This is a genomic window from Streptomyces sp. NPDC037242 (assembly GCF_055604165.1).
Map to the genome: position 1 here is coordinate 75,367 of NZ_JBVJUY010000006.1, position 26,745 is coordinate 102,111.

At 74.0% G+C, this 26,745-nt stretch carries 21 protein-coding genes; 11 read left to right on the top strand and 10 right to left on the bottom strand.

All coding sequences use genetic code 11. The annotated features are described in order from the left end of the window. Positions 1-670: 670 nt before the first annotated feature. Positions 671-1,291: an L-threonylcarbamoyladenylate synthase gene (locus ACZ7GJ_RS09800; RefSeq protein ID WP_470750623.1), complete on the bottom strand. Its 621-nt coding sequence runs from the start codon at positions 1,289-1,291 to the stop codon at positions 671-673. A 151-nt stretch (positions 1,292-1,442) separates the two neighbouring features. Here ACZ7GJ_RS09800 and ACZ7GJ_RS09805 point away from each other — a divergent pair, with 151 nt between their 5' ends. The 5 genes from ACZ7GJ_RS09805 to ACZ7GJ_RS09825 all read left to right on the top strand — a co-directional run bounded on the left by ACZ7GJ_RS09805 (position 1,443) and on the right by ACZ7GJ_RS09825 (position 6,375). Continuing rightward, a complete protein-coding gene (locus ACZ7GJ_RS09805; protein WP_470750624.1) occupies positions 1,443-2,783 on the top strand; it encodes an MFS transporter in 1,341 nt (446 codons plus the stop codon). Next, positions 2,780-3,961, top strand: a complete 1,182-nt coding sequence (locus ACZ7GJ_RS09810; RefSeq protein ID WP_470750625.1) for an anhydro-N-acetylmuramic acid kinase — start codon at positions 2,780-2,782, stop codon at positions 3,959-3,961. The genes ACZ7GJ_RS09805 and ACZ7GJ_RS09810 overlap by 4 nt, the downstream gene beginning before the upstream one ends. A gap of 120 nt (positions 3,962-4,081) precedes the next feature. Beyond that, a complete protein-coding gene (locus tag ACZ7GJ_RS09815; protein WP_470750626.1) occupies positions 4,082-5,287 on the top strand; it encodes a sensor histidine kinase in 1,206 nt (401 codons plus the stop codon). Beyond that, positions 5,284-5,949, top strand: a complete 666-nt coding sequence (locus tag ACZ7GJ_RS09820; RefSeq protein ID WP_470750627.1) for a response regulator — start codon at positions 5,284-5,286, stop codon at positions 5,947-5,949. The genes ACZ7GJ_RS09815 and ACZ7GJ_RS09820 overlap by 4 nt, the downstream gene beginning before the upstream one ends. A gap of 129 nt (positions 5,950-6,078) precedes the next feature. Next, complete coding sequence (locus ACZ7GJ_RS09825) at positions 6,079-6,375, top strand: SHOCT domain-containing protein (protein ID WP_470750628.1); 297 nt, start codon at positions 6,079-6,081, stop codon at positions 6,373-6,375. A 6-nt stretch (positions 6,376-6,381) separates the two neighbouring features. Here ACZ7GJ_RS09825 and ACZ7GJ_RS09830 read toward each other — a convergent pair whose 3' ends face one another. After that, positions 6,382-6,894 (bottom strand): SRPBCC family protein, encoded by a 513-nt coding sequence (locus ACZ7GJ_RS09830; RefSeq protein ID WP_470750629.1) that lies wholly within the window; start codon positions 6,892-6,894, stop codon positions 6,382-6,384. A 189-nt stretch (positions 6,895-7,083) separates the two neighbouring features. Between ACZ7GJ_RS09830 and ACZ7GJ_RS09835 the strand changes: the two genes are divergently transcribed. The 3 genes from ACZ7GJ_RS09835 to ACZ7GJ_RS09845 all read left to right on the top strand — a co-directional run bounded on the left by ACZ7GJ_RS09835 (position 7,084) and on the right by ACZ7GJ_RS09845 (position 11,452). Further along, positions 7,084-7,569: a GNAT family N-acetyltransferase gene (locus ACZ7GJ_RS09835; protein WP_470750630.1), complete on the top strand. Its 486-nt coding sequence runs from the start codon at positions 7,084-7,086 to the stop codon at positions 7,567-7,569. Between the two features lie 91 nt (positions 7,570-7,660). Beyond that, positions 7,661-10,897, top strand: a complete 3,237-nt coding sequence (locus ACZ7GJ_RS09840) for an amidohydrolase family protein (protein ID WP_470750631.1) — start codon at positions 7,661-7,663, stop codon at positions 10,895-10,897. A 48-nt stretch (positions 10,898-10,945) separates the two neighbouring features. Beyond that, on the top strand, positions 10,946-11,452 hold the full coding sequence (locus ACZ7GJ_RS09845) for a GNAT family N-acetyltransferase (RefSeq protein ID WP_470750632.1): 507 nt from the start codon (positions 10,946-10,948) through the stop codon (positions 11,450-11,452). Between the two features lie 12 nt (positions 11,453-11,464). Here ACZ7GJ_RS09845 and ACZ7GJ_RS09850 read toward each other — a convergent pair whose 3' ends face one another. Genes ACZ7GJ_RS09850 through ACZ7GJ_RS09865 form a run of 4 tightly spaced genes read right to left on the bottom strand, consistent with a single transcriptional unit; the run spans position 11,465 to position 18,426 of the window. Further along, the gene (locus tag ACZ7GJ_RS09850; protein ID WP_470750633.1) at positions 11,465-14,401 is read right to left on the bottom strand and encodes a TIR-like protein FxsC; all 2,937 of its coding nucleotides are present in this window, start codon (positions 14,399-14,401) and stop codon (positions 11,465-11,467) included. Beyond that, on the bottom strand, positions 14,394-15,359 hold the full coding sequence (locus tag ACZ7GJ_RS09855; RefSeq protein WP_470750634.1) for an AAA family ATPase: 966 nt from the start codon (positions 15,357-15,359) through the stop codon (positions 14,394-14,396). The genes ACZ7GJ_RS09850 and ACZ7GJ_RS09855 overlap by 8 nt, the downstream gene beginning before the upstream one ends. Beyond that, a complete protein-coding gene (locus ACZ7GJ_RS09860) occupies positions 15,356-17,428 on the bottom strand; it encodes a vWA-MoxR associated conflict system protein (protein ID WP_470750635.1) in 2,073 nt (690 codons plus the stop codon). The genes ACZ7GJ_RS09855 and ACZ7GJ_RS09860 overlap by 4 nt, the downstream gene beginning before the upstream one ends. Beyond that, complete coding sequence (locus tag ACZ7GJ_RS09865) at positions 17,425-18,426, bottom strand: lipase family protein (RefSeq protein WP_470750636.1); 1,002 nt, start codon at positions 18,424-18,426, stop codon at positions 17,425-17,427. Before ACZ7GJ_RS09865 ends, ACZ7GJ_RS09860 begins: the two co-directional genes overlap by 4 nt. 132 nt (positions 18,427-18,558) lie before the next feature. On the opposite strand from ACZ7GJ_RS09865, the gene ACZ7GJ_RS09870 reads away from it, so the two are divergent. After that, entirely contained in the window at positions 18,559-20,376 is a 1,818-nt protein-coding gene (locus ACZ7GJ_RS09870) for a serine/threonine-protein kinase (protein ID WP_470750637.1), read from the top strand. A 71-nt stretch (positions 20,377-20,447) separates the two neighbouring features. Further along, a complete protein-coding gene (locus ACZ7GJ_RS09875) occupies positions 20,448-20,867 on the top strand; it encodes an MmpS family transport accessory protein (protein ID WP_470750638.1) in 420 nt (139 codons plus the stop codon). 71 nt (positions 20,868-20,938) lie between these two features. Here the strand turns inward: ACZ7GJ_RS09875 and ACZ7GJ_RS09880 are convergent, their stop codons facing one another. Continuing rightward, positions 20,939-22,360: an MFS transporter gene (locus tag ACZ7GJ_RS09880; RefSeq protein WP_470750639.1), complete on the bottom strand. Its 1,422-nt coding sequence runs from the start codon at positions 22,358-22,360 to the stop codon at positions 20,939-20,941. Positions 22,361-22,500: 140 nt separating this feature from the next. On the opposite strand from ACZ7GJ_RS09880, the gene ACZ7GJ_RS09885 reads away from it, so the two are divergent. After that, complete coding sequence (locus ACZ7GJ_RS09885) at positions 22,501-23,322, top strand: helix-turn-helix transcriptional regulator (protein WP_470750790.1); 822 nt, start codon at positions 22,501-22,503, stop codon at positions 23,320-23,322. Positions 23,323-23,333: 11 nt separating this feature from the next. On the opposite strand, the gene ACZ7GJ_RS09890 is transcribed toward ACZ7GJ_RS09885, so the two are convergent. The 3 genes from ACZ7GJ_RS09890 to ACZ7GJ_RS09900 all read right to left on the bottom strand — a co-directional run bounded on the left by ACZ7GJ_RS09890 (position 23,334) and on the right by ACZ7GJ_RS09900 (position 26,611). Next, the gene (locus tag ACZ7GJ_RS09890) at positions 23,334-24,281 is read right to left on the bottom strand and encodes a nucleoside hydrolase (protein WP_470750640.1); all 948 of its coding nucleotides are present in this window, start codon (positions 24,279-24,281) and stop codon (positions 23,334-23,336) included. Between the two features lie 119 nt (positions 24,282-24,400). Then, positions 24,401-25,639, bottom strand: a complete 1,239-nt coding sequence (locus ACZ7GJ_RS09895) for a cytochrome P450 family protein (protein ID WP_470750641.1) — start codon at positions 25,637-25,639, stop codon at positions 24,401-24,403. A 90-nt stretch (positions 25,640-25,729) separates the two neighbouring features. After that, positions 25,730-26,611, bottom strand: a complete 882-nt coding sequence (locus tag ACZ7GJ_RS09900; protein ID WP_470750642.1) for a hypothetical protein — start codon at positions 26,609-26,611, stop codon at positions 25,730-25,732. Between the last annotated feature and the right edge of the window lie 134 nt (positions 26,612-26,745).

Genomic DNA, 26,745 nt, shown 5'->3' on the forward strand with positions numbered 1-26,745 from the left:
CCGCATCGAGCCCGCGGCGACGACGCCCGGCAGGTCCCCTCCTCGGGCGCGGTGACCATCACCAGCCACGAGCTGTGGGTGGAGCCCACCCGATCGATCCTGCCCTCGGGCAGTCTCAGCCCTTCCGCCCACAGGACCCCGCCCTCGCGGTGCTCGATCCGGGCGATCCGGCGGGTCCGCCACGACGTACGTCCCGCAGTCGCGGAGGGCGGTGCCCGGGCCGTCGCGGCCGCAGCCGTCGAGTACGGCGCCGACGCCCGGGACCGTACGTTCCCACCCGACCGGCCCGTTACGGGATTCGATCCCTCGACCCGGCAGGAGCCGGGCGTGCGGGTGGCCTCGATGGCGAATTCGGCCGGCAGCGCCAGGCGCCAGCGGGGGCCGCGCCGGTCCGCCCCGTCGTCGGCTCCTGCCCCGGATCCCGTACGGTCCTTGTCCTGGCGTACGCCGGGTGGTCGCGCGACCACGGTGCCCTGGCCGAGCACCCCGGTCGCGGGCTGGTGCAGGGGTCAGGTGCCGTCCGGGCCGGGCGCCACCGGCAGTTCGCCGCGGCAGGACACGGCGGGCTTCGACTCGCCGTCGCGGAAATGCGGCTGCGGTACCGCAGCGGCCAACGAGGCCTCATCGTAGGTCAGTTCGACTGCGGGGGCGCGGCTCCCGGCTCGCGGGGCTACTCGAAGCGGGTGGTGTCGCCCGCCCCGCGGCGTACGATCTCGGCCTCGCCGCTGGAGAAGTCGATGACCGTGGTCGGCCTGGTGCCGCAGTCGCCCGAGTCGACGACCGCGTCCAGCACGTGCTCCAGGCGCTCCTTGATCTCCCAGCCCTGAGTCATCGGCTCGTCCTCGTCGGGCAGGAGCAGGGTGCTGGAGAGCAGCGGCTCACCGAGCTCGGCGAGCAGGGCCTGAGTGACGACGTGGTCCGGGATCCGGACTCCGACGGTCTTCTTCTTCGGGTGCATCAGCTGGCGCGGCACCTCCGACGTCGCACGGAGGATGAAGGTGTACGGGCCGGGCGTCGAGGCCTTGATCGCCCGGAACACGTCGTTGTCGACGTGTACGAACTGGCCGAGCTGCGCGAAGTTCTGGCACACCAGGGTGAAGTGGTGGCGGTCGTCGAGGTCGCGGATCGACCGGATCCGCGCGAGGCCGTCACGGTTGCCCAGCTGGCAGCCCAGTGCGAAGCAGGAGTCCGTCGGGTACGCGATGAGCGCGCCGGAACGGATGCTGTCCGCCACATTGCTGATGGTGCGTCGCTGAGGGTTCTCAGGGTGCACGTCGAAGTACGTCGCCATCCGCCGAGACTACGGGATCAGGCCGGTGCGGCCGCGCGTCGACCTTCCGCCGAGCGCCACGGGGCGGCGGACGGCCCCGCGGCGGGAGCCGATCTGCTGAACCCGGCCGCTGCCAGGCATCGGGCCCGCGCGGACCGGGCACGCAGCACGGGTGACCCCTCTCGCCCCCAGCCCGGCGCCGCCGACCGGCACCCGACCGCGCCGCGCGCTGCTCGCCGGCTCGGTGGGCAACTTCGTCGAGTGGTACGAGTTCGGCGTGTACGGCTGCTTCGCCACCGTCATCGCCGCGCACTTCTTCACCCCGGATGCGGGGACGGGCGCGGGAGCCGGCGCGGCGGGTGCGGGACCGCTGCTCGGCACGTACGCCTCCTTCGCGGTGGCCTTCTTCTTCCGCCCCGTCGGGGCCGTGCTGTTCGGCCGGCTCGGGGACCGCATCGGCCGCCGCCCCACCCTGATCCTCGTGGTCGGGCTCATGACGCTCGCCACCACCCTGATCGGCCTGCTCCCGACCCAGGCCACCGTCGGCGCGGCCGCGCCCTGGCTGCTCACGGTGGCGCGGGTCGTGCAAGGACTCTCCGCCGGTGGGGAGTTCGGCGGCGCCGTGGCCCTGATGACGGAGGCCGCGCCGCCCGGGCGACGCGGCCGCTACGGCGCCTGGCAGTCCTTCACCGTCGCGCTCGGCCTGCTCTGCGGCGCCGGCGCAGCCGCCCTGCTGGGCTCGCTGCTCAGCCCGGCCGCGCTGTACGGGTGGGGCTGGCGGATCCCGTTCCTGATGGCCCTGCCGTTGGGTCTGGCCGCGCTGTGGCTGCGTACGGGACTGGAGGAACGGGAACCGCCCGGCCGCGCGGAGACCGGAGCCCTGCCCGGGACCGGCACAGGCACCGGCACCGGCACCTGGACCGAAACCGTGCGGGCCATCGTGCTCGGCGTCGGGCGGATCATGGGCTGGTCCGCCGCCGGGTACACCTTCCTCGTCGTCCTGCCGTCCTACCTCCAGTCCACCCTCGGCGCGTCCTTCCGGGAGGCCCTCATCGCCACCGCCCTCGCCAACCTCGGCTTCGCCGCGTCGATCCTGCCCGCCGGAATGCTCAGCGACCGCGTCGGCCGCCGTCCCGTCATGCTCGGCGGGGCCCTCTCCGTCGTCCTCTTCGCCCTCCCGCTCCTGCACCTGCTCCAGGACCCCGACGCCTCCGGGCCCGCCAAGGCCGCCGCCGTCCTCGCCGCGGGCGCAGCGGTCGGCCTGCTGGCCGGCCCGGGCCCCGCGATGCTCGCCGAGATGTTCCCCGCACGCGTGCGCTGCACCGGGCTCGGAGTGGCGTACGCCCTGGCCAACGCGGTGTTCTCCGGCTGCGCGGGTCTCGTCATCACCGGCCTGATCGCCACCACGGGCGACACCGACGTCCCCGCCTACTACGCGGCCGGCGCCTGCGCGCTCAGCGCCCTCGCCCTGGCGGGCCTGGGCGACGACGGCCACCGCGGGCCGCTGCGATGAGGGTCGTCGGGCTGATGTCGGGCACCTCGTACGACGCGGTGGACGCCGCGGCCGCGGAACTGACCTTCGAGGACGGGGGCGAGACCCTGCGCTTGGTCCCGCTCGGCATGGTCAGCGCCCCCTACGAGGAGGAGCTGCGGAGCGTGCTCGCCGCGGCCCTGCCGCCCGCGGCCACCTCCATGGCCGAGGTGTGCCGGCTCGACACCCGCATCGGGCAGGCCTTCGCGGAGCTCGCGGCCCGGGCCGACCGCGAACTGTGCGCGGGGCGGGCCGACCTGATCGCCTCGCACGGGCAGACCGTCTACCACTGGGTGGCCGACGGCCGGGTCCACGGCACGCTCCAGCTCGGCGCCCCCGCCTGGATCGCCGAGGCCACGGGCCGCCCGGTGGTCTCCGACTTCCGACCTCGGGACGTCGCGGCCGGCGGCCAGGGGGCCCCGCTGGTGAGCCTGATCGACCTGATGCTGCTGCGCGGGCGGACCGGCGCACCGGCCGCCCTGAACATCGGCGGGATCGCCAACGTCACCGCCCTGCCCACCACGGGCGTGCCGGTGGCCTTCGACACCGGACCGGGCAACGCCCTGCTCGACGCGGCCGTCCGTGAACTCACCTCCGGGCGGCTCGGCTACGACCAGGACGGCGCCCTCGCCGCCGCCGGCCGGGTGCACGAACCCCTGCTGCGCCGGCTGCTCGCCGAGCCGTACTACCGGCTGCCCGCGCCCAAGACGACCGGCAAGGAACTGTTCCACCACCGCTACCTGCGCACCGCGATGGCGGGCCTCGGCGCACTCGCGCCGCCGGAGGTCGCCGCCACCCTCACCCGGCTCACCGCCCGCACCATCGCCGACGCGCTGCGCCCGTTCGCCGCCACCGAGGTCATCGCCTCGGGCGGCGGCACCCGCAACCCGGTCCTCATGTCGATGCTCCGGGAGGAGCTGCCCGGGAACACCGCGCTCGCCACCTCCGACAGCCTCGGGCTGCCCGCCGCCGCGAAGGAGGCGTACGCCTTCGCCGTCCTCGGCTTCCTGACCCTGCACGGCCTCCCCGGCAACGCCCCCGGCTGCACGGGCGCCGCCGCCCCCCGGATCCTCGGCTCCCTCACCCCCGGTCCGGGCCCCCTGCACCTTCCGCCCCGGCCCGCACGGGCCCCGGCCTCGCTGGTCATCGGCGCACGCTGACGACCCGCCACCGGCCGGTCGACCCGCTGTCACCGGCCCCGTGTACTACCTGGGTAGTACACGGGAAACGCTACGCCGGGGTGACGCAGGTGACGCGGGGCCCCGTCTAGCGTGGCTCGTATGGAAGAGCAGCGTGGGCGCCCGGGTCCTCCCTGGCGGCGATGGGTGGAGCATGGCGGACGGGGGCCGGCGTGGCGGTCCGCGCTGCTCGTCGCCGTCTTCGCGCAGGTCGGATCCGGATGGGCCGCGCAGGCGCAGGGCGGGCGCGTGGCGCTGGACTGGTTCGCGCGGCTCCTGCTCCTGCTCGGGCCCGCCCTGCTGCTGGCGCGGCGCCGGTATCCGGTGGCCACGGTGTACGGGGTCAGCGCCGTCACCCTGGTGTATGTGGCCGCCGGATACCCCTACGGCCCGGTGTTCCTCAGCCTGGCGCTGGCCTGCTTCGCCGCCGTCACCGCCGGCCACCGGCGGGCCGCCTGGGGGGCCGTCGGCCTGCTCTGGGCCGGGCACCTGCTCATCGCCCACTGGCTCTACCGCCGGCTGCCGCCCGCCGGTGACGGCCCGGCGCCCTGGGCACAGGAGCTGGTCGTCGCCGCCTGGGTCCTCGCGATGCTCGCGCTCTGCGAGCTGGTCCGCGTACGCCGCGAGCAGTGGGCCCGCGAGCGGGTCGAGCGGGAGGCCGCAGAAAGACGCAAGGTGGACCGGGAGCGGCTGCGCATCGCCCGGGAGCTGCACGACGTCCTCGCCCACAGCATCTCGGTGATCAACGTCCAGGCGGGGGTCGGGCTGGCCCTGCTGGACACCGATCCCGAACAGGCCCGTACGGCGCTCACCACCATCAAGGCGGCGAGCAAGGAGGCGCTGGGGGAGGTCCGACAGGTCCTCGACACCCTGCGCACCCCCGGCGACGCCCCGCGCACCCCCGCCCCCGGGCTAGACCGTCTCCCCGAGCTCGTCGAACAGGCGGCCGCCGCCGGGCTCGCCGTGGAGATCACCGCCGAAGGCAGGGCCAGGGCCCTTCCGCCCGGCGCCGACCTCGCCGCCTTCCGCATCGTGCAGGAGGCGCTGACCAATGTCGTACGGCACTCCGGCTCGCGAGCCGCCCGTGTCCGCCTCACCTGGCAGCCGGACTCCCTGCACCTGCGCGTGGACGACGACGGCCCGGCCACCGGCGGCGCGTCGGACGGTAGCGGCAACGGCCTGGTCGGGATGCGCGAGCGGGCCGCGGCGCTGGGTGGCAGCATCGAGGCCGGGCCGCGCCCGGACGGCGGCTACCGGCTGGGCGCGCGCATCCCGTTGAAGGCCGCCCCGCTCCAGGAGGACCCGTGATCCGTGTGCTGCTCGCCGACGACCAGCTGCTCGTCCGGGCGGGGTTCCGGGCCCTGCTCGACGCCCAGCCCGACATCAAGGTGGTGGGCGAGGCCGCCGACGGCGAGGAGGCCCTTCGGCTGGTGCGCGAACTGCTCCCGGACGTCGTCCTCATGGACATCCGCATGCCGGGGCTCGACGGGCTCGCCGCCACCCGGGGGATCACCGGCGACGGGAGCCTGGCCGGGGTCCGGGTGGTCATGCTCACCACCTTCGAACTCGACGAGTACGTCTTCGAGGCCATCCGCTCCGGCGCCTCGGGCTTCCTGGTCAAGGACACCGAACCGGAGGAGCTGCTGCGAGCGGTCCGCGCGGCGGTCCAAGGCGACGCGCTGCTGTCCCCGGGGGTCACCCGCCGCCTGATCGCGGAGTTCGCGGCCCGGTCCAGGCAGCCGGCCGCGGCCGACGGGCTGGACCGGCTCACAGACCGCGAGCGCGAGGTGATGGCGCTGGTGGGCCTCGGCCTGACCAATGAGGAGATCGCGCGCCGTCTGTTCGTCAGCCCGCTCACCGCGAAGACCCACGTCAGCCGGACCATGGTCAAACTGGGCGCGCGGGACCGGGCCCAGCTGGTGGTCCTGGCCTACGAGTCCGGGCTGGTACGGCCCGGCTGGCTCGGCTGACACCGCGTACTCCCGGGGAAGTACGCGAGGTGCAGCCGGCCGTACGACGACCCGGACCCCCTCCCGGAGCCAGTCTCGGGGTGTGGCGAAAACGCCCACGCATCCTGACTTCCGAGGAGCTGAACCGCGATGAACACCCTCACCACCCTCGCGTACGACGGGCCCGGCCCGTGGATCCTGTTCTTCCCGCTCGTCTGGGCCGCGGTCGTGGTCCTCGCCGTGACCGTACTGCGCCGAACCGTCTGGCGTGGCCGCCGCTCGCCGTGGCAGTCCCGGTCCGGCGGCGCGGTCCAGGGCGAGCAGTCGCCGATCGCGATCCTGGGACGGCGCTTCGCCACCGGCGAGATCGACGAGGACGAGTACTGGCGGCGGCTGTCCGTCCTGGACGAGCAGTTCGGCCGCCCCCTCAAGGACGGCGCGGCATGACCACCGTCACCCCCGCGCCGGCGGGCGTGCGCAGGCGGCGGCCAGGCGGGCCAGGGTGGTCCGCATCCCGGCCCGGTTGACCTCGACGCGGCGCTCGGTGCCGGTCCCGGCGAAGACGGCCCCGAGCGCGTCGGTCAGCCGGGCGCCGCGGCCGGTCCGAAGGTCCTGCCAGCTCTCGGTGACCCGGGTGCCGTCGCCCTCCGGCTCGAAGCGGTAGCCCCAACGGGCGATCGGGAGGCCGAAGATGCCGACGTCGAATCCGAACTCGCCCGTCCAGTCCGGCGCCTGCGGCGCGCGCTGCACCACGATCCTGCCGGTCGTGAACCAGAGGAAGAGGCCCCGCCTGTTGAGCCCGAGGAACCGGCCGCCCGGGCGGCCCGGCGGCCCGGAAACCAACACCCGCCGGCACTCGGGGCTCCAACGGCCCATGTTCCGCAGGTCGGACACCACCCGGTGGACGTCCGCGGGGGCGGCGTCCACCACGATCTGCTCCTCCAGGAGCCGCACGCGCCCGGCCACCGGGGTCAGCCTGCCGGGTGGGTGGCGAAGAGTTCGAGGTGCCCGCACGTGGCGGAGCAGTGCGTACAGGTGATCGTCGACATGGGGGGAGTGTAGGCACCGCCGCCGAAGGCGGTACAGGTGTCCGACCTGCCGATCGACCGGCAAATCGGGCGGCGGGTGCGGACGGTGGTGCGTATCCTCCCGATCATGGTGAGTTTGGAGCGGCTCCGGGCCGATCACGCGGCTGCCCTGCTGGTCTTCGAGCGGCAGAACAGGGAGTTCTTCGCGCGGAGCGTGCCGGACCGGGGAGACGCGTACTTCGCGGAGTTCGACTCCCGTCACGAGGCCCTGCTCGACGAGCAGGCCACCGGCGGGATCCACTTCCACGTCGTCATGGACGAGCACGGAGCGCTGATCGGCCGGGCCAACCTCGTGGACGTCAGTGACGGCTCGGCCGAAGTCGGCTACCGCGTCGGCGAGTACGCCGCCGGACGGGGCGTGGCGACGGCGGCCGTCGCGGAGCTGTGCCGGCTGGCCGCCGGCTCTTACGGGCTCTCGACACTGACCGCGCTCACCGACCTGGACAATCCGGCCTCCGCGGCCGTGCTCCGGAAGAACGGCTTCGCCGCGGTGGAGGAGTTCCTCTTCGACGGGAAGCCCGTCGTCCGCCACCTCCGCCGGCTGGCCGGGTAGCGGCCGACTGCCCCGTTGCCGATGACGGTGCGTGATCGTTTGGCTGGCTGAGGGCACGACCGGCAGGGTCGGCCGGCGATACGCGAAGCGAGTGATCGGGTTGCGAGTTGCGCGCAGGACGGTTCTGCAGGCGGCTTCGGCCGGCGCCCTGACGGCACTGCTGGACAGCTCCCCGGCACAGGCCGCCCCGGCCCCGATCCCGGCCCCCGCTGCTGCGACCCCCGCCCCCGCGGCCGGGGACCCCGTCCGGCTGCGGTTCACCCGCGCGACCAACGGCGCGGCGACCGCCACCGCGAGCGGGGACCGCGTCGTCGCCGAGGTACAGAACATCCTCTGGTCACTACCGCCGGACGGCTCGCCCGCGACCCAGCTCACCCCGCCCGACCTGGAGCCCGGACGCCCCGTCTTCTCACCGGACGGCGACCGGATCGCGATGAGCGCGTACCGCGGCGGCGCCTTCCACATCTGGGTGATGCGCGCGGACGGCTCCGCCCTGCACCGGCTCACCGACGGGCCCTTCGACCACCGCGCCCCGGCCTGGTCCCCCGACGGCCGCAGCATCGCCTTCTGTTCCGAGCGGGGCGGCGACCCGGTGGCGGGCAGCCCGTACCGGATCTGGACCGTCAACGTCACCGACGGCCGCATGCGACGGCTCACCGGCCTGCCCGGGCAGACGGGTCCCGGACAGGAGGGCGCCTGGGAGGACTTCGACCCGGTCTGGTCGGCGGACGGCTCCCGCGTGCTGTTCGTCCGAGCCACCCTCACCGGCGAGACCCTGACCGCCCGGACCCTCGCCTCCGTCACCCCGGACGCGCAGGGCGACCCCGGCCCCGTACGGACCGAGCACACCGCCACCACCGGCAGCCTGCTGGCCCCGGCGGTCTCCCCGGCCGGGCGCACCGCCTGGCTGTCCGCCGCTCCCGGCCCCCGCAAGGCCGAGATCCTGAGCCTGTACGCCGACGGCCGCCCGGTCGCCCTCGACGGCGACCTCGCCCCCGCACCCCCGCGCTGGATCGGCGACGACCGGCTGCTCATCACCCTCGACGGCCGGTTCCGGGTGATCCGCCCCCACCGCGACACCACCGGCCACGAGATCCCGCTCGACGCCACGCTGGAGACGACCCGGCCCCGCTACCAGGCCAAGCCGTACGTCCTGGAAGCCGAGCGGAGCCGCCCCGTCCGCGGCATCCACCTGCCCAGCCTCTCGCCCGACGGCCGCAGCGTGGCCTTCGCCGCACTGAACGCCCTGTGGGTCGCACCCGTCACCGGGGGAGCGCCGCGCCGGATCACCCAGGCCCCCGTCACCGCCTACGTGCAAGGCCCGGTCTGGACCCCGGACGGCCGGGCCCTCCTCTACACCGACGACCGCGACGGGCTGAACACCGTACGCCGCCGGGACCTCGCCGACGGCCGCGAGAGCGTGCTCGCCCCGGGCGGCCGGGTCTACGGGGCGCTCTCGCCCGACGGACTGCGGCTCGCTGCCCTCGACCTCGCCGGGCGGCTCCACGTACGCGATCTCGCGGCGGGCACGGAGACGCCCCTGGTCGCGGCCCTCGGGGGTGGCGGGCTGCCGGGTCCGCCCAGTTGGTCGCCCGACGGGCGGTACGTCGCCCTGTGCGACCGGAACCGCCTGAGCCGGCGCTTCCGCGAGGGCTTCAACCTCATCCGCATCGTCGACACCACCACCGGCGAGGCCCGGCTGCACGCGCTCGCCCCGCACGCCTCGCTCGCGGACCGCTATGCCTCGGGGCCGGTCTGGTCGCCCGACGGCCGCTTCCTGGCCTGTGTCAGCGAATCGGCCCTGTGGCTGCTCCCCGTCACCCCCGACGGCACGCCCGCCGGCCCGGCGCGGATGCTGGCCGACGAGCCCGCCGACCACCCCTCGTGGTCCGCCGATTCGCGCACCCTGCTCTACCAGTCCTGTGCCCGGCTGCGCCTGCTCACCCTCGACGGCGCAGGCGAACCCGCCGCGGACCCCCGGACCGTGCCGCTCGCCCTGAGCCACCGCCGCCCGGCCCCCGTCGACACCGTCGTGCACGCCGGGCTCCTGTGGGACGCCACCGGCGCCCCGCCCCGCGCCGATGTCGACATCCTCCTCAGCGGCGGCCGGATCACCGCCGTCGAGCCCCACCGCGCCGGGCGCCGCGCCGCACGTACCGTCGACGCCTCCGCCGGCACGGTCCTACCGGGCCTATGGGACTCGCACGTCCACCCGTACCCCTACACCTACGGGGCCCGCCAGGGCGTGCTGCACCTCGCGTACGGGGTCACGACCGCCGTCTCCCTCGGCGGATCCGCGTACGAACAGGCCCGGCTGCGCGAGGACATCCGGGCCGGGCGGCTCGCCGCACCGAGGCTGCTGGCCGGCGGCGAACTGCTCGACGGCGCCAGGGTCGCCTACAGCATGGGGCGCGCCCACCGCACCCGCGCGGGGTTCGCCCGCTCGCTGGCCCGGGCCGCGGCGCTGGACTGGGACTTCGTCAAGACGTACGTCCGCGCCCCGTACGACTACATGGAGGACGCCGCCCGCTTCGCGCACGACCGGCTCGGGGTCCTGGCCGGGTCCCACCTGTGCGCCCCCGGGATCCAGGCCGGACAGGACCTGACGACGCATCTGGTGGCGACCGAGCGCGCCGAGCACGGGCACGGCGCGACCCCGAGCGGGCACACCTACCAGGACACCGTCGAGGTCTACACCCGGGGCGGCTTCGACCTCGTCGCGACCCCCTTCACGGCCCTGCCGCTGATCGGCGCCGACCCGGCGGTCGCCGCCGACGCGCGGGTCACGGACCTGATGCCGCCGTGGGACGTGGCGGCGGTACGGGCGGCGGCCGCGCAGCCGCCGACCGCCGAGCAGAGCACCGCCCTCGAACGCGAGGTCGGCGTGTACCGGCGGGTCCTCGCGGGCGGCGGAAGGCTGGCGCTCGGCACCGATGCACCGCTCACCCCGGTGGGCCTCCACCTCCACCTGTCGCTGCGCGCCCTGCACCGCTACGGGCTCACCCCGGCCGAGGCCCTGACCACCGCCACACGCACCCCGGCCCGGGTCTTCGGGGTCGCGGACCACCTCGGCACGATCGAGCCGGGCAAGATCGCCGACCTCACCCTCGTCGACGGCGATCCCTTCACGGACTTCGCGGACCTGATCCGGGTACGGGGCAGCATCCGCGGCGGAACCCTGTGGGAACGCGCCTCCCTGGAGCGCGCCTTCACCCCTCCCGCGGCGCCCGACACGCCGCCCGAGGGCTGGCGCGGCGTCCTGCACCAGATGCTCCGCGACGGCTGCTGCACCACCCACCAGGCACCGGAGAACCCGCTGTTCCACTGATGTCGCAATAGCAGTGGAAACTCCGGCCGGTCCTTGGACAATGCCTCCATGCGCATTCGAGCAGTACGCCTTGACGAGCTGGGGCTCCTCCAGGACATCGAGAGGGCGGCCGGGGAGTGCTTCCGCGACATCGGCATGCCGGAGATCGCCGACGACGAACCGCTTCCGCACGACGAACTCGCCCGGTACCAGGAGACCGGGCTGGCCTGGGCCGCGGTCGACGACACCGACACCCCCCGGGCCTACCTCATCGCGGAGCGCGTCGACGGCAACCTCCACGTCGAGCAGGTGTCGGTACACCCGGACAGCGCGCGCCGCGGCATCGGCCGGTCCCTGTTGGAGCGGCTCGCGATCCACGCCGCGACCGAAGGGGCGCCCGCGCTCACCCTCACCACCTTCACCGAAGTCCCGTGGAACGCCCCGTACTACGAGCGCTGCGGATTCCGGAGCCTGGACCCGGGCGGGCTCGCGCCCGGCCTGCGCGAGATCTGGGACCGGGAGGCGGAGCACGGCCTGAGGCGGTGGCCCCGGACGGTGATGCGCCGCCCGCTGTGAACACGCCGGTAGCTACGGGGGATTGCCCCCGCCACCGGAACCGGGCCCGGCGGGGGGTCGGCCGAGCGGGTCGTAGAGGCGGGGTCGTTCACTGAAGGACGAGTCGGCCCTCCGCGACCGGGGGGCTGGTCTGAGGAAGTCCTCGTAGGCACCGGTCAGGGCCTGGGGCATCAGATCGTTGAAGTTCTCGAAGTCGAGCACTGGCTGGGCGGGCCGTTCGCTCCGGCGCAGCAGGTTCGGGACAGTGGTGGCCAGCTGATTGCTCAGACGGGGCGCCGCCTCACGGCTCTGCCGGTCCTGGGGGCTCCAGGCGACGACGATGCTCGTCCCCGGTGAATCGAACGTGTCCAGGGCGGACAGCGCTCTGCTGATGGCAGGAACCTCCAGTGCCCAGAGGTCCACGAGCAGGATCAAGGGACCGGAGACCCTGCGCTGCCTCGCCAGGATCACCTCGTCTTCGAGCGTGGAGACGTCCACCTGGTTGTTCAGTTGGTACGCCAGGTCGGCGGCCGCATGGGCGAGCGGCTTCACGGACCGGGGGTGATACGGGTTCCAGTCGTCGGGGAGGTTCCCGTAGTAGTCGGGGCTGCGCCCCTCCGGGAGGTTCTCCCGCGTGGGGGCCGCCACGGCGATCCGCAGACTGCCCCGGTACGACTGGGGCGTGCCGAAGGCGCTCGGCACCGTCCGATAGTCCACGGGACGGACGGGGTCGAGCCGGACGGACTCGCCGACGCGGACGATCCGCTTGGCGAGTTCGTACACCGCCCGCTCGTACTCCTCGGCGTAGGCGCGGAGCTTGAGCAGGCCGTACAGCCCGTCGGTGACGTAGCGCTCGCCGAAGGCGCTGTGGGTGAACTGCAACCGCTCGGCGGGAGCCGGAAGTTGGGACGGCGGCACCGGCACCCACAGCGCGGGCACGATGGCCTCGGTCGGCTGACTGCTGAACGAGCTGTGCTGGGCGGTGCGTTGGGCGAAGGCGTACCACTCCTTCCCGCACATCTCGCTGGCGAAGTAGCGCGGCGAGTACAGGGGGACGAAGACCCGGCAGTCGGCCAGCGCCGTAGCCAGCCGCTCCGACCAGCCCTCGCCGGTGCGGATCTCCCGGTCCATGAACCCCACCGGGTACCCCCTCGGCAGGTCCGTCAAGGCCATCACATGCCCGCACAGATCGTTGTAGAGCCGTTCGACCCACATGTCGGGGTCCGCACCGGTCGCGCCGTAGCGCGGCGTGTGCGCGTAGCTGAGGAAGAAGTACGGCCGGACCCGCGCGGACTGGACGGGGCGGCCGGATGCGCCGGCCCCGACCGGTGGAGTCAGGGGCAGCGTCCGTGATTCGGATTCCCCGGCAGGTGGCGGCTCCTCCCCGAGGACCTCCGGGTGTACCTCGGCGAACGGTGCGTGGTCCGCAGTGACCTCGCCGCCCCCCTCCACGTCGGGAACGAGGGCGGGGACGCGCGAAGGGGCCGCGGTGTGCGCGGCCATGAACCGGCTCACCGCATCACGGGTGCGCGCCGCGTCGCGCGCGCCCAGCCTGGGGGCCAGCCGTTCGCGCACGCCGTCCCGGAACCGGAGCACCGGGCCGCCCCGCCCGGGCTCGCCCTCCTCGACCGACACCAGGCCGCCGACGACCACCTCGGCCATGTCGGCCGCACTCGCCTCCGGGACCAGCTCCTGGCGCACCAGGTGCAGCAGCCCGGAGTGCATGCGCGGGTACGGGGAGCAGAGCACGGCCAGACGTACGGCGTTCGCCGAGGCGCGGTGCAGGAACGCCTCGACGAGCTGCCCGGCGTCCGGCGGGGCGCCCGGGGGAGCGGCCGGCCGGCCGAGCAGCCCCGGCTCCGGCACCAGGACCGCGTCACAGCCGCCGGGGTCGCCCCGCATCAGGGTGCGGGCCCAGCGCGCGACGGAACGCGGGGACAGGCCGACGACCGGCAGCGGCAGCCAACGGTCCGAGCGGCCGCCCGGAGGGGCGAACGCGTCCTCCAGCAGCGGCGGTGCCAGGAAGCGCAGTTGGGCGTTGTGGACGCCCGGCGCACCGGGAGTGGTCACCTTGACCGCAGGGAGGTCGAGACCGGAGTGCCGCCAGATCTTCGGGGGCAGCGGGTTCACGAGCACGGTCGGGGTGGCGCCGGCCCAGGCGTGCACCTGGCCCCAGAGCCAGTTGTCGGCGCCGGCGCCCGGCACGCAGTCCGAGACGACCAGGGTCAGCCGGCGCTGGCGCGCCGTCCCGGCGGCCTTCTGGGGCACCCGGACCCGGGGCTCCTCCTCTGCCGCCGCCTCCCAGGTGTCGACCTCCCGGACCCGGAGCGTACGGAAGGCCCCGGTCGTGGCCAGCACCTTCAGCAGTTCGTCGACGGTCTGGCCCCAGACGGCCATGGTCGGCGACCGGTCGACCACGACGGACAGGTCGAACCAGCGCTCCGGAGCCGGGCTGAACGCGGGCAGCAGCTCACCGCTGCGGGCGTAGCGGGCCACCGTCCGCGCGACGTCCAGTTGCTGCCTGCGCCCCGCCGCCCAGGGCCGGCGCAGGGGGCGCAGGGCACGGGCGATCTCCCGGGCGCGGGGGAGCGCGGAGCCTCCCGGTACGGACACTTCGCGGGCGGGCAGTGCCGCGCCGCCCGGCGCCGCGGGACCGTACACCGGCCTGCGCAGGCGGCCCCACTCGCCGATCCGCTCGCGCGGGTCCTGCGCGCCGGGGGAGCCCGGCGGGGCCGCTGCCGGATCCGCCGGGTCCGCGGGACCGGTCCCCGGGCGGGCCTGAGTACCGGCGGCGAGCCAGAGCAGCTCGGCGAGGGAGAGGCCGTCCAGCTCCCGGCCCAGCGCGTGCAGCGCCGAGGCCACGGCCGTCAGCGGGTCGCCGTGCGGGGCCGGGGACCCGGCGGGCTCGGCGGCTCCGGCGGGCTCGGCGGCTCCGGCGGGCTCGGTGGACCCCGCTGACCCCTCAGGCACCCGAGAGGTCCCTCATCAGGAGGGTGATGAGCCGCTCGCGCTCGGCCGCGTCCGACCGGGCGGGCCCGTCCAGGAGGTGCAGCGTGCCCAGGAGCTGGTCGACGGCCACGCTCTCGCCCGACGCGACCCGGCGTACGAAATCGTCGACGAGCTCGGCCGCCGGACCCGAATCGCCGACCTCCATCCCCAGGTGGCCGCGTACCACGTCACGGATCAGCGCGGCCGTCGGCTTGGGCATGGTGTAGCGCACGCAGCGACGCAGGAACGGCGCCGGAAGCTCCTGTTCGCCGTTGCTCGTCATCACGATGAACGGGAACTCGGTGCACTGCACGTGGCCGTCCTCCACCACGTGCCGCACGTTGCTCTCCCATGTCCGTACGCGCGCGGTGTGCTGTTCCTCGCGCATCAGCTCGGTGATGCGGAACTCGCCGCGCTCCAGCACGTCGAGCAGGTCCCCGGGGAGGTCGAGGTCGGCCTTGTCGATCTCGTCGATGAGCAGGGCGCGCGGCCGCGTCGAGGGCAGCAGCGCGGTCCCCAGCGGGCCGAGCGTCAGGAAGGCGGCGATGTCGTCCACGTCGACGTCCGCGGCGGGGTTCCCGCCCGCCCGCGCCTTCTCCTGCTGGAGCCGGTGGGCGTGGATGCGGCCGAGGGCGTCGTAGCGGTAGAGCGCGTCCGCGAGCGAACTGCGCGAGGTGATGTGCCAGCGCAGTACGGGCCCCAGCGTCAGCTCCGTGGACACCTGCTCGATGACCGTGGACTTTCCGGTGCCCGGGCCACCAGTGATCAGCAGCGGCCGGCGCAGCGCGAGCGCCGCGTTCACGGCGTCGGTCAGCCCCTCCGGCGGCTGGAACACCGCGGCCGCCGAGCGGATGGGGAAGGTGCGCCAGGGCGGCGGTTCGGGCAGCGGGACGGCGGCCCTCTTCACGCCGTCCCCCCGGTAGTACGCGTCCCAGGTCATGGGGTCCCCTCGTCTCGGGTGCGGGCGGGCGGGGTCGAGGTCCTGAAGGACTTGCAGAAGCGCAGCCAGTCCTCGTCGTCCCAGACGGCGCGGAGATCGGCCAGCCCGGCGTTCGCGTCTCCCCGCCAGCGGTCTCGGTAGGCGCGCGCCAACGCGCCCGGCATGGCCCACCAGTTCCGGTCCAGGCAGCCGTGCCGCTCCTTGGGGAAGCCGTCCGCCGCATGCGGCCACAGCAGGACCGGCGTGTAGGCCAGGAGCATCTCCATCAGCCGGGCGTCGGCGCCGGGATGCCGGGTCAGGCCGATGCCGCGCGCGTAGCGGCCGAAGCGCAGGTGGTCGCGCAGGATCTGCGGATCGGCGAGGTCCTCGTGGGGCAGCCAGTCGACGGGCGTGCCCGCCCGGCACTCCGCGATCGCCTCCCAGCGCTCGGCGACCACGGCTTCGATGCTGCGCAGTACGGCATCGGGGGTCAGGCGGCTGCTCCAGTGCAGGCGCACGTCGTAGCGGATGCCCAGCAGCATGGCGGCTCCCGCCTCCTCGGGCCGCCAGGCCAGCAGCAGTCCGCTGGGGACGGCCAGGTCGAGGCGTTTCAGCGGCAGTTCGAGGGTGGCGGCGTGCTCCTCGGCCCACTGCACCGCTGCCTCGACGGCGCTCTCCGCTCCCCGCTTGTCCGCGGCCTCGTTGGGGAACTGCTCGTGGTGGATCATCGCCCCGTCCAGCAGCAGCCAGCCGTCGAGCACTTCGGGCCAGTCTCCGGTGAGGGAGGAGTGCAGGCTGACGACGAGGCCGAGCCGCTGGCTGTCCGTACGCCGCAGGGCGTGCACGATGGCGTCGTTCACCTCGACGGGGGCTTCGATCCGGTGTCCCCAGGCGCGCAGTTCGGGGTCACCCAGATCCTTCCCGCAGGCCTGTGCCAGCAGCGCCACGAACCGGGCGACGGAGCGTCTGCCGTCCACGTCGGTGGCGGGATGGTTGAAGGTGAGCTCGTCGATGACGGCCACATCGGTCGGGTTCGGGTCGTCGGCCGGCAGCCGGCCCTCGGCCGCCAGCATGGTGTACAGCGCGTGCCGGATGCGGGTGGAGGTCAGGTCGCCGCCGATCCAGCCCCGGAGGAACTCGACGGTGCGTACCGCGACGAGCAGCCCGTCGACACCGCGCAGCGCGCGCTCACGGGCCGGGGAGGCCGGCAGCCCCCGGAGTTGCTCACGGCACCGTCTCGCCGCGTGCACGTCCGCGGTGATGTCCGGTACGGGCATCAGGGGGTCCATGGCCGCGAGGGCCTCGGTCAGCTCCTCCGCGGCGAGCCTGCCGCCGAGGCCGCCCAGCAGGCCGTCGCGGACCCGTGCGTTGCGGGCGACCCACAGCGGCTCCCTGGCCGCGCCGTCCCCGTCGAAGTCGAAGCCGGTGAGGTTCTGCCCCACGACCACGGCGCGCAGCGCGTCGAGCACCTCGCCCACGCGCAGCGTTCCGCCCGCGCCCGGCAGACCGGCCCGTACGACGGCGGCCAGGTGCCGGGAGAAGGAGAGGTCGACGGCGGGCTGGCCCAGTGACGAGGCCATCAGCAGGCCCAGCCGGGTGCGGCCGCCGCGTGCGCCCGCGGTCAGGTCCTGGGCCGCGGGCGGCGCTCCGGCCGCGTGGCAGGTGTCGATGATGCCCAGTACGCCGGCCACCCCGGGGTGGTCCGCGGCGACGGTCAGGAGTTCGCTCACGTTCACGGAGTCCTGCCGCAGGTCCTCCGTGGAGTCGGCGCACATGAGGTGGAGGGTGCTGCTGAGGCCGGGGGCGAAGCCGTGGCCGAGGAGGGCGAGGACCAGTGTCGCGCCGCGCTCCGCCGCGTGGCGGACCGCCTCGTGCACCGTGTCCCGTACCACCCCGCTGGTGAGGTCGTCGCCGGTGACGAGCGCGGACCGCCCGTCGGGCAGCCCGGGTTCGCACCCGCCGAGCGCGGGGTCCGCCAGCACCCCGTACAGTCCGCCGGCCGCCTCCTCCAGGCGTGTCAGGTGCTCCATCGACGCGCACTGCGGCGCGACCACCAGGACGTGCCGGCGGGCCGTCCTGCGCCGGGTCATCCCGCGCCGCCGCCGCCGGGCCCGTCCGCCGGGAGGGTCAGGGCTTCGGCGACGGGGCCGGCGACGGCCGGCTGGGCGAGGTACTTCTCGGCGGAGTGGACCCAGGTGCCGTCGGAGTCGACACGCCGGCTGACCGGGACGACCCCCGCGGGGTTGGCGCGCACGTCCCGTTCCAGGTGGGGGCGTACGGCGATGATGTCGTCCCGGTCCCAGAAGTTCAGCCATCGCGCCACGGTTCCCGGCGCGCTCGGAGGCCGGGGGGAGAGCCGCGGCCACACCACGGTCCGCATGGCGATCGGAGACCCCAGGGTGACGAACAGCGGTGCGGGCGCGGCGAGTTCGTGCAGCGATTCCAGCGCGACGATCGTCCCCAGCGAATGCGCGACCACCACCGCCGGTCCGTCCCCGATCGCCTCGGCCACCCGGGCGCGGATCCGGCGGTCCAGGCCGGTGCCGTGCGCGTCGGCCTCGGCGCGCGCCAGGTAGCGGGCCACTTGGGTCAGGTGGCTCACCATCAGTTTGGGGGTGACCCACCGCGCGGCGGCGCCCCAGGGTTTGAGGGCCATCAGCGTGGTCGCCACGTTCAGGGCGCGGCGGACGACTTCCAGGCTTCCCTGTTCCTGTGCCTTCGGCGCGGCCTGGGCCCGGGCGTGTTCGAGGGTCCGGCGGTCCCACTCGTCGTCGTCACCGCCGTCGCCGTCCGCGTGCTCCTCGGACAGGCCGTCCACCCAGGCGACGAGGAGCTCCGAGAGGATCTCGGCCTCCGCGTCACCGGGTGCATCGGCCCCGGCCCCGCCTTGGGCCTGGCCGGATCCGAACAGGTCCGCGTAGTGGGCGAACACGCACTCGGCCAGGTTGCCGGTGAGCAGTTCGCGGGCCGCCTGCGAGTGCCCGGCCTCCCGCATGCCGGTTGCCAATGACCCTGTCCAGGCGGTGAGTTCGCGGTCCGGATCGCGAGTGCCGCCGATCCCGTGGACGAATACCAGGCGTGCCCGCATCGACTGCCTCCCCATGAACAGCGCAGTGTCCAGGAAGGCTAACAACACCCGCTGTTGAGGGCGGCCGGTTCGGCCAAGTCTTTGGATAGGGTGCCCTGCGAGATCGGCGTTCTGCGTGGGAGACATGAATTGATGAGTGGTCAGCAGTCCGGCCCGGGCGGTTCCGCACAGGTTTTCCAGCCGCTGACGGGAGACGATCCGACCACCATCGCGGGGTACCGGCTGGCCGCCAAGCTGGGCGCGGGCGGCATGGGCAAGGTGTACCTGTCGTACACGCCGGGCGGGCGGCCGGTGGCGATCAAGGTGATCCGCCCGGAATTCGGCGAAGACCCCGAGTTCCGGCGGCGGTTCGCCCAGGAGGTGCAGTCCGCGCAGCGCGTGCAGGGCCTGTTCACCGCTCCGGTCATCGACGCCGACACCGCCGGCGCGCAGCCCTGGCTGGCCACGGCGTACGTCCCTGGCCCCTCGCTGGCCGACGCCGTCGTCGCGCACGGCGCCCTGCCCGTCGAGGCGGTGCTGCTGCTCGTCGCGGGCATGGCCGAGGCCCTGCACGTGATCCACGGCGCGGGCATCGTGCACCGCGACCTCAAGCCGTCGAACGTGCTGCTCGCCGCCGACGGCCCCCGCGTCATCGACTTCGGCATCGCCTACGCCGCCGACGCGACCTCCCTCACCGGCAGCGGCGTCACCATCGGCACGCCCTCCTTCATGGCGCCCGAGCAGGCGGCGGGGCGCAAGGTCACCGCGGCCACCGACATCTTCGCGCTGGGCCAGGTCGCGGCGTACGCAGCCACGGGATCCCCCGCCTTCGGGGAGGGGACCTCGCACGGCGTGCTCTACCGGATCGTCCACGAGGAGCCCGACCTCAGCGGGGTGCCGGCGCGACTGACGGAACTGGTCACCCGCTGCCTGGCCAAGGACCCCGGAGCCAGGCCGTCGATCCCCGAGGTCATCGCGCTCTGCCAGGCGGCGAACGCGGAGACGGTGCTGCGCCGGCCCGAGGACTGGCTGCCGGGTCCGGTCGCTGCCGACATCACGGTCCGCGCGGCCGCCCCCGCGCCGGTCCAGACCCCGCCGCCGCCCACCGTCGCGCCGTCCGTCGGCTACACGCCCACCGCGCCGGCGCGCCCGGTCGCAGCCCCGCCAGCGGCCGCCACTGCACCCGCGGCCGCCACCCCGCCTCCGGGCTACGGGCCGGCCCCGGCGTACCAGCCGCCTCAGCCGTACCGCACGCCGCCACCCCACTCCGCGGCGCCGCCCGTCCCCGTACCGTCCGCGGCGCATGCCCACGCCTACGCCCCGACGCACATGCCGGCCTACCCGGGGGCCCCGGCGGCCCGGCCCCCGCAGCGCGCGGGCAGGCGGGGCGCGCTCCTGGCCCTCGCGGCCGCGTTGGTGTTCACCGTCGTGGGCGGCGGCGCTGCGTACGTCGCGCTCAAGGACAACGACAAGGGGCGGCAGGCACAGGGCGGCGGCGGCTCCGACCATGCCGGCTCCGACGATGCCGGCAGCGGCGGACAGAGCTCGCCCAAGCCGAGCGCCAAGGCCGATCCGAAGCCCGTCCACCACAAGGGCATCAACCTCACGGCCGGCTACCACCTGACGCTCAGCGACGACTCGCTGCGCCCCCAGCAGGGCGAGGACGGCGGCTACGAGCTCTCCTACGACACCGGGTGGTACCTCGATGCGGAGAGCGAGGGCGGACAACTGGTGCTGCTCGATCCCGGGCAGGAGGGCTCGCTGGCCGCCTGCCGCGAGGACACCCGCTTCACGCAGAACGTCTACGTCAACAAGCTGTCCAAGGGGCGGCAGGTCTGCGTCATCACCGGAGCGGGACACCTGGGCCTCCTGACGGTCCAGGGCTTCGCGCCCGAGGATTCGCCCAGCAAATACATCACGCTGGACGTGACGGTCTGGCGCAACGCCATCCGACCGGCATTGGGCCGCTGAGCCGTTTTGACTTTGCGGCGCCTTTGCGATTGCGTAGGCCATCCGCCTGCTCCGCCGTGAAGGACGCACCCATGCACCGCTCCGCCCGCACCGCAATCGCCGCCGCCGCGCTCCTCCTCGGGGCGAGCGCGTGCTCAGGCGGCGCCGAGACGGTCGAAAAGGTCGACAAGGTGGTCGACGACACCTACCAGGTCACCTACGAGGTCACCGGCAAGGACGTGGCCTCCATCCAGTACTCCGGCGGCGAGGGCACCGCGACCGACCCCAAGCTGGCGACCGCGGACAAGCCCGCGCTCCCGTGGTCGAAGACGGTCACCCTGCGCGGCATCATGCCGCCGACCGTCCTGCCGGTCGCGGCGGACGCCGCGGACACCACGAGCGCCGGCATCAGCTGCCGGATCGTCTACAAGGGCAGGACCATCGCGGAGAAGTCGGGCGAGGACCTGGCCACCGCGGGCGGCTGCGTCGCCGTCTCGCCCATCGCCGGCTGACCCCCGGGAGACGACGGCGAAGCGGGCCGGGCACGAGGCCCGTCCCGCTTCGGTGTCGGCTGCCGTACGGCTCAGGCCTTCCGGCGGCCGAGGCCGATCGCCACCAGGAGCGCCGCGCCCACCATGATCGCGGCGTCGATCGCCAGGACCGTCCGCACCCCGTCGAAGAGCGAGGCCTGAGTGGTGGCCAGGACGCCGAGCAGCGGGATGCCGATCGTGAGGCCGACCTGCTGCGTGGTGGTGACCAGGCCGGTGGCGAGTCCCTGCTCCCCGTCGGGCACTCCGCTCGTCACGGTCAGCCCGTACGAGATGATCGCGCCGAGGTGGAACATGCTCGCCACCGACACGGCGACGGTCGCGAGCAGGGCGCCGGAGCCGCTGCCCACGGCGAGCAGGGCGGCGGTGAACAGCCCCTGGCCGAGCAGCGAGGCGACCAGCGTGCGGCGGGCGCCGAAGCGGCCGATGACCTTCGGGGCGTACGCGCCGGCGAAGACGGAGGCGATGCCCTGGATTCCGAAGACCAGACCGGTCCGGAAGGACGACAGCTCCAGCGTCTCCTGGAGGTAGAGCGTCAGCACGAAGACGACCGTCGACATCATCGAGAAGGTCACCAGACCGGCGATGTTGCCCCAGGCGACCGTACGCCGCTTCAGCATCGGCAGCGAGACGAGCGGGGCCGCCGACCTCGACTCCGCCACCACGAAGGCGGCGAGCAGCACCAGTCCGGCAGCCAGCGTGACCTGGACGTCCGCGCCGCCGAAGCCGTGCTGGGCGGCCGTCGACAGGGCGTAGATCAGCGCGAGCAGACCACCGGTGACGGTGACGGCACCCGGTACGTCCAGCCGCGGCCGCTCCGGGGTGCGCGACTCGGGCAGCAGCCCGGGGGCGAGCGCCAGCACGAACACCGCGGCGACCGCGAGCAGGCCCATCGTGGAGCGCCAGCCGAGGGTGTCGGTCATGACACCGCCGAGCACCATGCCGATGGTGAAGCCGAGGGACAGCAGGGTGCCGGAGATGCCGAGCGCCCGGTCGCGCTGGGGCCCCTCGGGGAAGGTGGTGGTCAGCAGGGACATGCCGGTCGGCACGATCACCGCCGCGCCCAGGCCCTGAAGGGCGCGCCCGGCCAGGAAGGACGCCGGGTCCCAGGCGAGGGTGGCGAGGAGCGAGGCCGCGGCGAAGAGTACGAGGCCGGTCAGGAAGAGCTTCTTGCGGCCGTAGAGATCGGCGATCCGGCCGAAGAGGAGCAGGAAGCCGCCGGAGGGCAGCGCGAAGGCGGTGACCGCCCACTGGAGGGCGGACCGGCTCATGCCCAGGTCCTTGCCGAGCACCGGCAGGGCCACGTTCAGTACGGAGAAGTCGAGCGCCACCATGAACTGGGCGGCGCAGAGGACGAAGAGGACCAGCTTGGCCCGGCCGGAGAGCCGGTCGTCCGCGGGAGCCGCCGTGTGCGGCGCGGTGGTTGTCGTCGTTGTCGTATGTGTGTCGATCGCCATGAGCACTACCCTCACGGAGCGGGAATGTCCGTGAAGAGTGGGAACTTATCCTGTTGCTGGCACCACCAGGCAGCCGACAGGGGGAGTTCGTGGCGACACCGATCGACAAGTACCGCAGGGCGGAACTGCGCGAGTTCCTGATGAGCCGGCGCGCCAGGGTCAGCCCGGCCGAGGCGGGGCTGCCGGACGGCGGGGCCCGCCGCCGCACTCCGGGCCTGCGCCGCGAGGAGGTCGCCGTTCTGGCCGGGGTCGGGGTCTCCTGGTACCAGTGGCTGGAGCAGGGCCGCGACATCACGGTGTCCGCGCAGGTGCTGGACGCGGTGAGCCGGGTGCTGAAGCTGAGCAGCGCCGAGCGCCGGCACCTGTACGTCCTGTCGGGGCTCAATCCACCGGCGCTCGAAGTCGCTCCGGGCGACCGGGACATGTGCCACGGCCTGAAGCGGCTGATCGACGCCTGGATGCCGTTCCCCGCGCACATCATGGACGCGTACTGGAACACCGTGATGTACAACGACGCGGCCGCGCTGGTGTTCGGGATGCGCCCGGAGATCGTGCAGAACTGCCTGATCGCCTTCTTCACCGACCCCATCTACCGGGCCCGCTCCACGCATTGGGAGGAGATCGCCTGCGAGGTCGTGGCCCAGTTCCGGGCGGCCTGTGCCGAACACCCCGAGGACGAGGGGTTCCAGGCGGTCCTGGAGGAGGCGCGCGAACTCAGCCCGGAGTTCGTCACCCTGTGGGAGCGGCGGGACGTCCGGCCGGGCGGCCAGCTCCAGAAGCACATGGAACACCCCGTCGTCGGCGCGATGCACGTGGAGTCGACCACGCTGCGGGTCCCGGCCCGCCCCGACCTGTCGATCGTGCTCCAGACCCCGCTGCCGGGCACCGACACGGCCGAGAAGCTGGAGTGGCTGGCCTCGCCGGCGGGCCGGCGCGGGATGCTGTACCCGATCGCGGGCTGACCCGGCGGGGCCTACGGGGTGCGCCGGGCGCCGAGGGCCGCGACGGCGCCGACCATGCGGTCCCAGAAGCGTTCGGTGTCGAGGGTCACCGCGACCTGCGCGTTCACGGGGCGGTCGAGGTACTGGTGGAGGTCCACCACGGTGGCCCCCCGGGTGTACTGGCCGTGCAGTTCCACCGTGACGTTCGCGTCGACGCAGCCCACGATCGCCGCGTCGATGACCCGGGCCACCGCGACGGGGTCGTGCAGCGGCGGGTGCGGCATGCCCCACAGGCGGTTGTAGGTGGAGGCGAAGTAGGACAGCAGCTCCGCGCAGATGTGCCCGAGCTCGGTGCCGAGTCCTTCGAAGCGGGCCAGTACCTGCGGTGTGGCCAGGGCCTGATGGGTGACGTTGAGCCCGCACATGGTCACGGGCACCCCGCTGCGGAAGACGATGTCGGCGGCTTCCGGGTCCCCGTGGATGTTGAACTCGGCTGCCGGGGTGCGGTTTCCCCGGTCGGTGGAGCCGCCCATCAGTACGATCTCGCGGATGCGGGCCGCACTGTCGGGATAGCGGGTCAGCAGCAGGGCGATGTTGGTCAGCGGGGCCGTCGGTACCAATGTGACCGGCTCCGGGTGTTCCATGAGGATCCGGTGGATCAGCTCCACCGCGTGCTCGGGCACCACCTCGACCGTGGGCTCGGGGAACTCCGGTCCGTCCAGTCCGGATTCGCCGTGCACGTCGTCCGCGACGGCCAGCGGCTGGAGCAGCGGCCGGTCGCAGCCGGCCGCGATGGGTACGCCGGTGATCCCCGCCACCGTGCACACGCGGCGGGCGTTGAGCGTGGTCTTCTCCAGGGTCTGGTTGCCGGCGACGGTGGTGATGGCGAGCAGGTCGATCGCGGGGTCGGCTGCCGCCAGCATGATCGCGAGGGCGTCGTCGTGCCCCGGGTCGCAGTCGATGATGATCGGTACGGGCACGGGCCATCCTCGTGGTCGGGGTCGCTGATCTGCCCAGTCTGCCGTCGGCAGGGCCGCGCAAGCCGCTGGTTCCGCGCCAAAACGAAGGCTCAGTGGCGGATACACCTACCATCGGCCGACTACGGGGTCCAGCGCACCGGCAGTTCCGTCAGGCCCCGGAGCATGGTGCCGGACCGCCAGGTCAGGGATTCGGGAGCGGCGTCCAGGGCGAGGCCGGGCAGGCGTCGCAGCAGGGTCGCGAGCGCGATCGAGCCTTCGACGCGGGCGAGCGGGGCGCCCAGGCAGTGATGGACCCCGTGGCCGAAGGCCAGGTGCCCCCGGGGCGCCCGGCGGATGTCGAAGCGGTCCGGGTCGGGGAAATGCCGGGGGTCGCGGGAGGCCGCGGCCAGCGAGAGCATCACGCTGTCACCGGCGGGTATGAGGGTGCCGCCGATCTCCACCGGCTCGGCGGCGAAGCGGAACGCGGCGGCGGCGACGGGCCCTTCGTAGCGCAGCATCTCCTCGACGGCGCCGTCGAGCAGGCCCGTGTCGGCGCGCAGGGCGGCGAGCTGGTCCGGGTGGCGCAGCAGGTTCAGTACACCGCCGGAGATCAGGTTCACGGTGGTCTCGTGGCCGGCGACGAGTAGGAGGAAGGCCATGCCGAGCAGTTCCTCGGGGGACAGCCCGCCCTCCCGCGCGGATGCCGCGACGAGCGCACCCATCAGGTCGGCGCCCGGATCCGCTGCCGGATCCGCGCCCGGGCCGCCGGCGGGAGCGCCGCCCTTGCGCCGGATCAGTGCGGCGAAGTAGCCGGTCATCTCGGCTACGGCGGCGCCGGCCGCCGCGGGCGACGAAGGTGCCACGATCTCGTTCGACCACGTGCGGAAGTCCCGTTGGTCCCCGGCCGGTACGCCGAGCAGCTCGCAGATGACCGTCAGCGGCAGGGGCAGCGCGTACTCGGCGACGAGGTCGACGGCGCCGTCCTGGGGGAGGGCGTCGAGCAGACCGTCGAGCAGGGCGTCGGCGATCTGCTGGACACGGGGCCGCAGGGCCTGGACGCGGCCCGCGGTGAACTCGCGGGCGACCAGGGTGCGCAGCCGGGCGTGCTGGGCCCCGTCGGTCTGGAGCATGTTGAGCCCGATGGCGTGGCCGCCGTCGTCCTGCCAGGAGGAGGAGTGGCGGATGTCGTTGCGCAGCCTGGGGTCGGTGAGCGCGGTTCGGACCTCGTCCCGGCCGAGGACGAGCCAGGTCTCGCCGGATTCGGGGACGAGGACGCGGTGCACGGGGCCCTTGTCCCGCAGGGCCGCGTAGACCGGGTACGGGTCGACGGCGATGTCGGTGCCCGCGGGTGCCATCTCCCCAAGTGTCGCGGCGCTCATGGGGGTTCCTCCTCGCATGGAAACGGGGACCACTCCCCGCTTAGGCTGCCGACAGTAGCAGAAGCGGGGAGTGGTCCCCATATTGGGAACTCAGTTGCCGATGGTGCCCAGCGCCGGACGGAAGGCCGTCATCGCACCGCCGACCAGCTGCGGCGCGCTCCACCCCCCGCTGTTCGGGTAGATCCGGCTCCACCAGATGCGCTCGTCGCCGTCGACCCCCTTCCACGTCATCTGGACGAACCCGCCGTAGAAGGCGAGGGCCGGCCCGACGCCGCTGCTCGCCCCCGCGACCGGCTGGGGCGCGGTCCAGGCCCCACCGCCCGGGTAGAGCCGGCTCCACCAGATCCGCTGGTCGCCCTGTACGCCCTTCCACGCCATGAACAGCCCGCCCCCGGGCGGTCCGGCCAGCGCGACACCGGCGCTGGTGGCGGCCCCGTCGACGGGCCGCGGTCCCGTCCAGGTGTTCTGGCCGGAATCGCCGCCCTGATAGGTGCTCCACCAGATCCGCTGGTCCCCGTCGGCGCCCTTCCACGCCATGACGGGTTCGCCGTAGGTCCCGATGTGGTTGACGGCCAGTGCGGGCGCGAAACTCGTGAGGGCCCCGGGGACTTGCTGGGGCGGCGTCCACTGCCCGTACACGTACCGGTTCCACCAGATCCGCTGGTCGCCCTCCACGCCCTTCCACGCCATGAAGACCCCGGAGTACGGGGCCAGCGCCGGGCCCACGCTGCTGCCCGCGCCGGGCACGGGCTGCCCACCGGACCACGCGGAGCCGTCGTACCGGTTCCACCAGATCCGCTGGTCGCCCTCCACGCCCTTCCACGCCATGTGCAGCGGGCCGTTGGACGGGCCCGCCAGGGCGACCCCGCTGCTGCCGTAGGCGTCGGGGACGGGCTGCTGCCCGGTCCAGGTCCCGCCTCGCAACTCGCTCCAGAAGACCCGCTGGTCCCCTGTGACACCCCGCCACGCCATGAACGTCCTGCCGTCGCCGATCACCGCACCGGCCGCGGGGGGGGGGGGGGGGGGGGGGGGGGGGGAGCACCCCCCCCCCCCCCCCCGGGCGGGGCCCACAGCACCCCGAGAGAGGGTGGGGCCTTTTTTTGAGG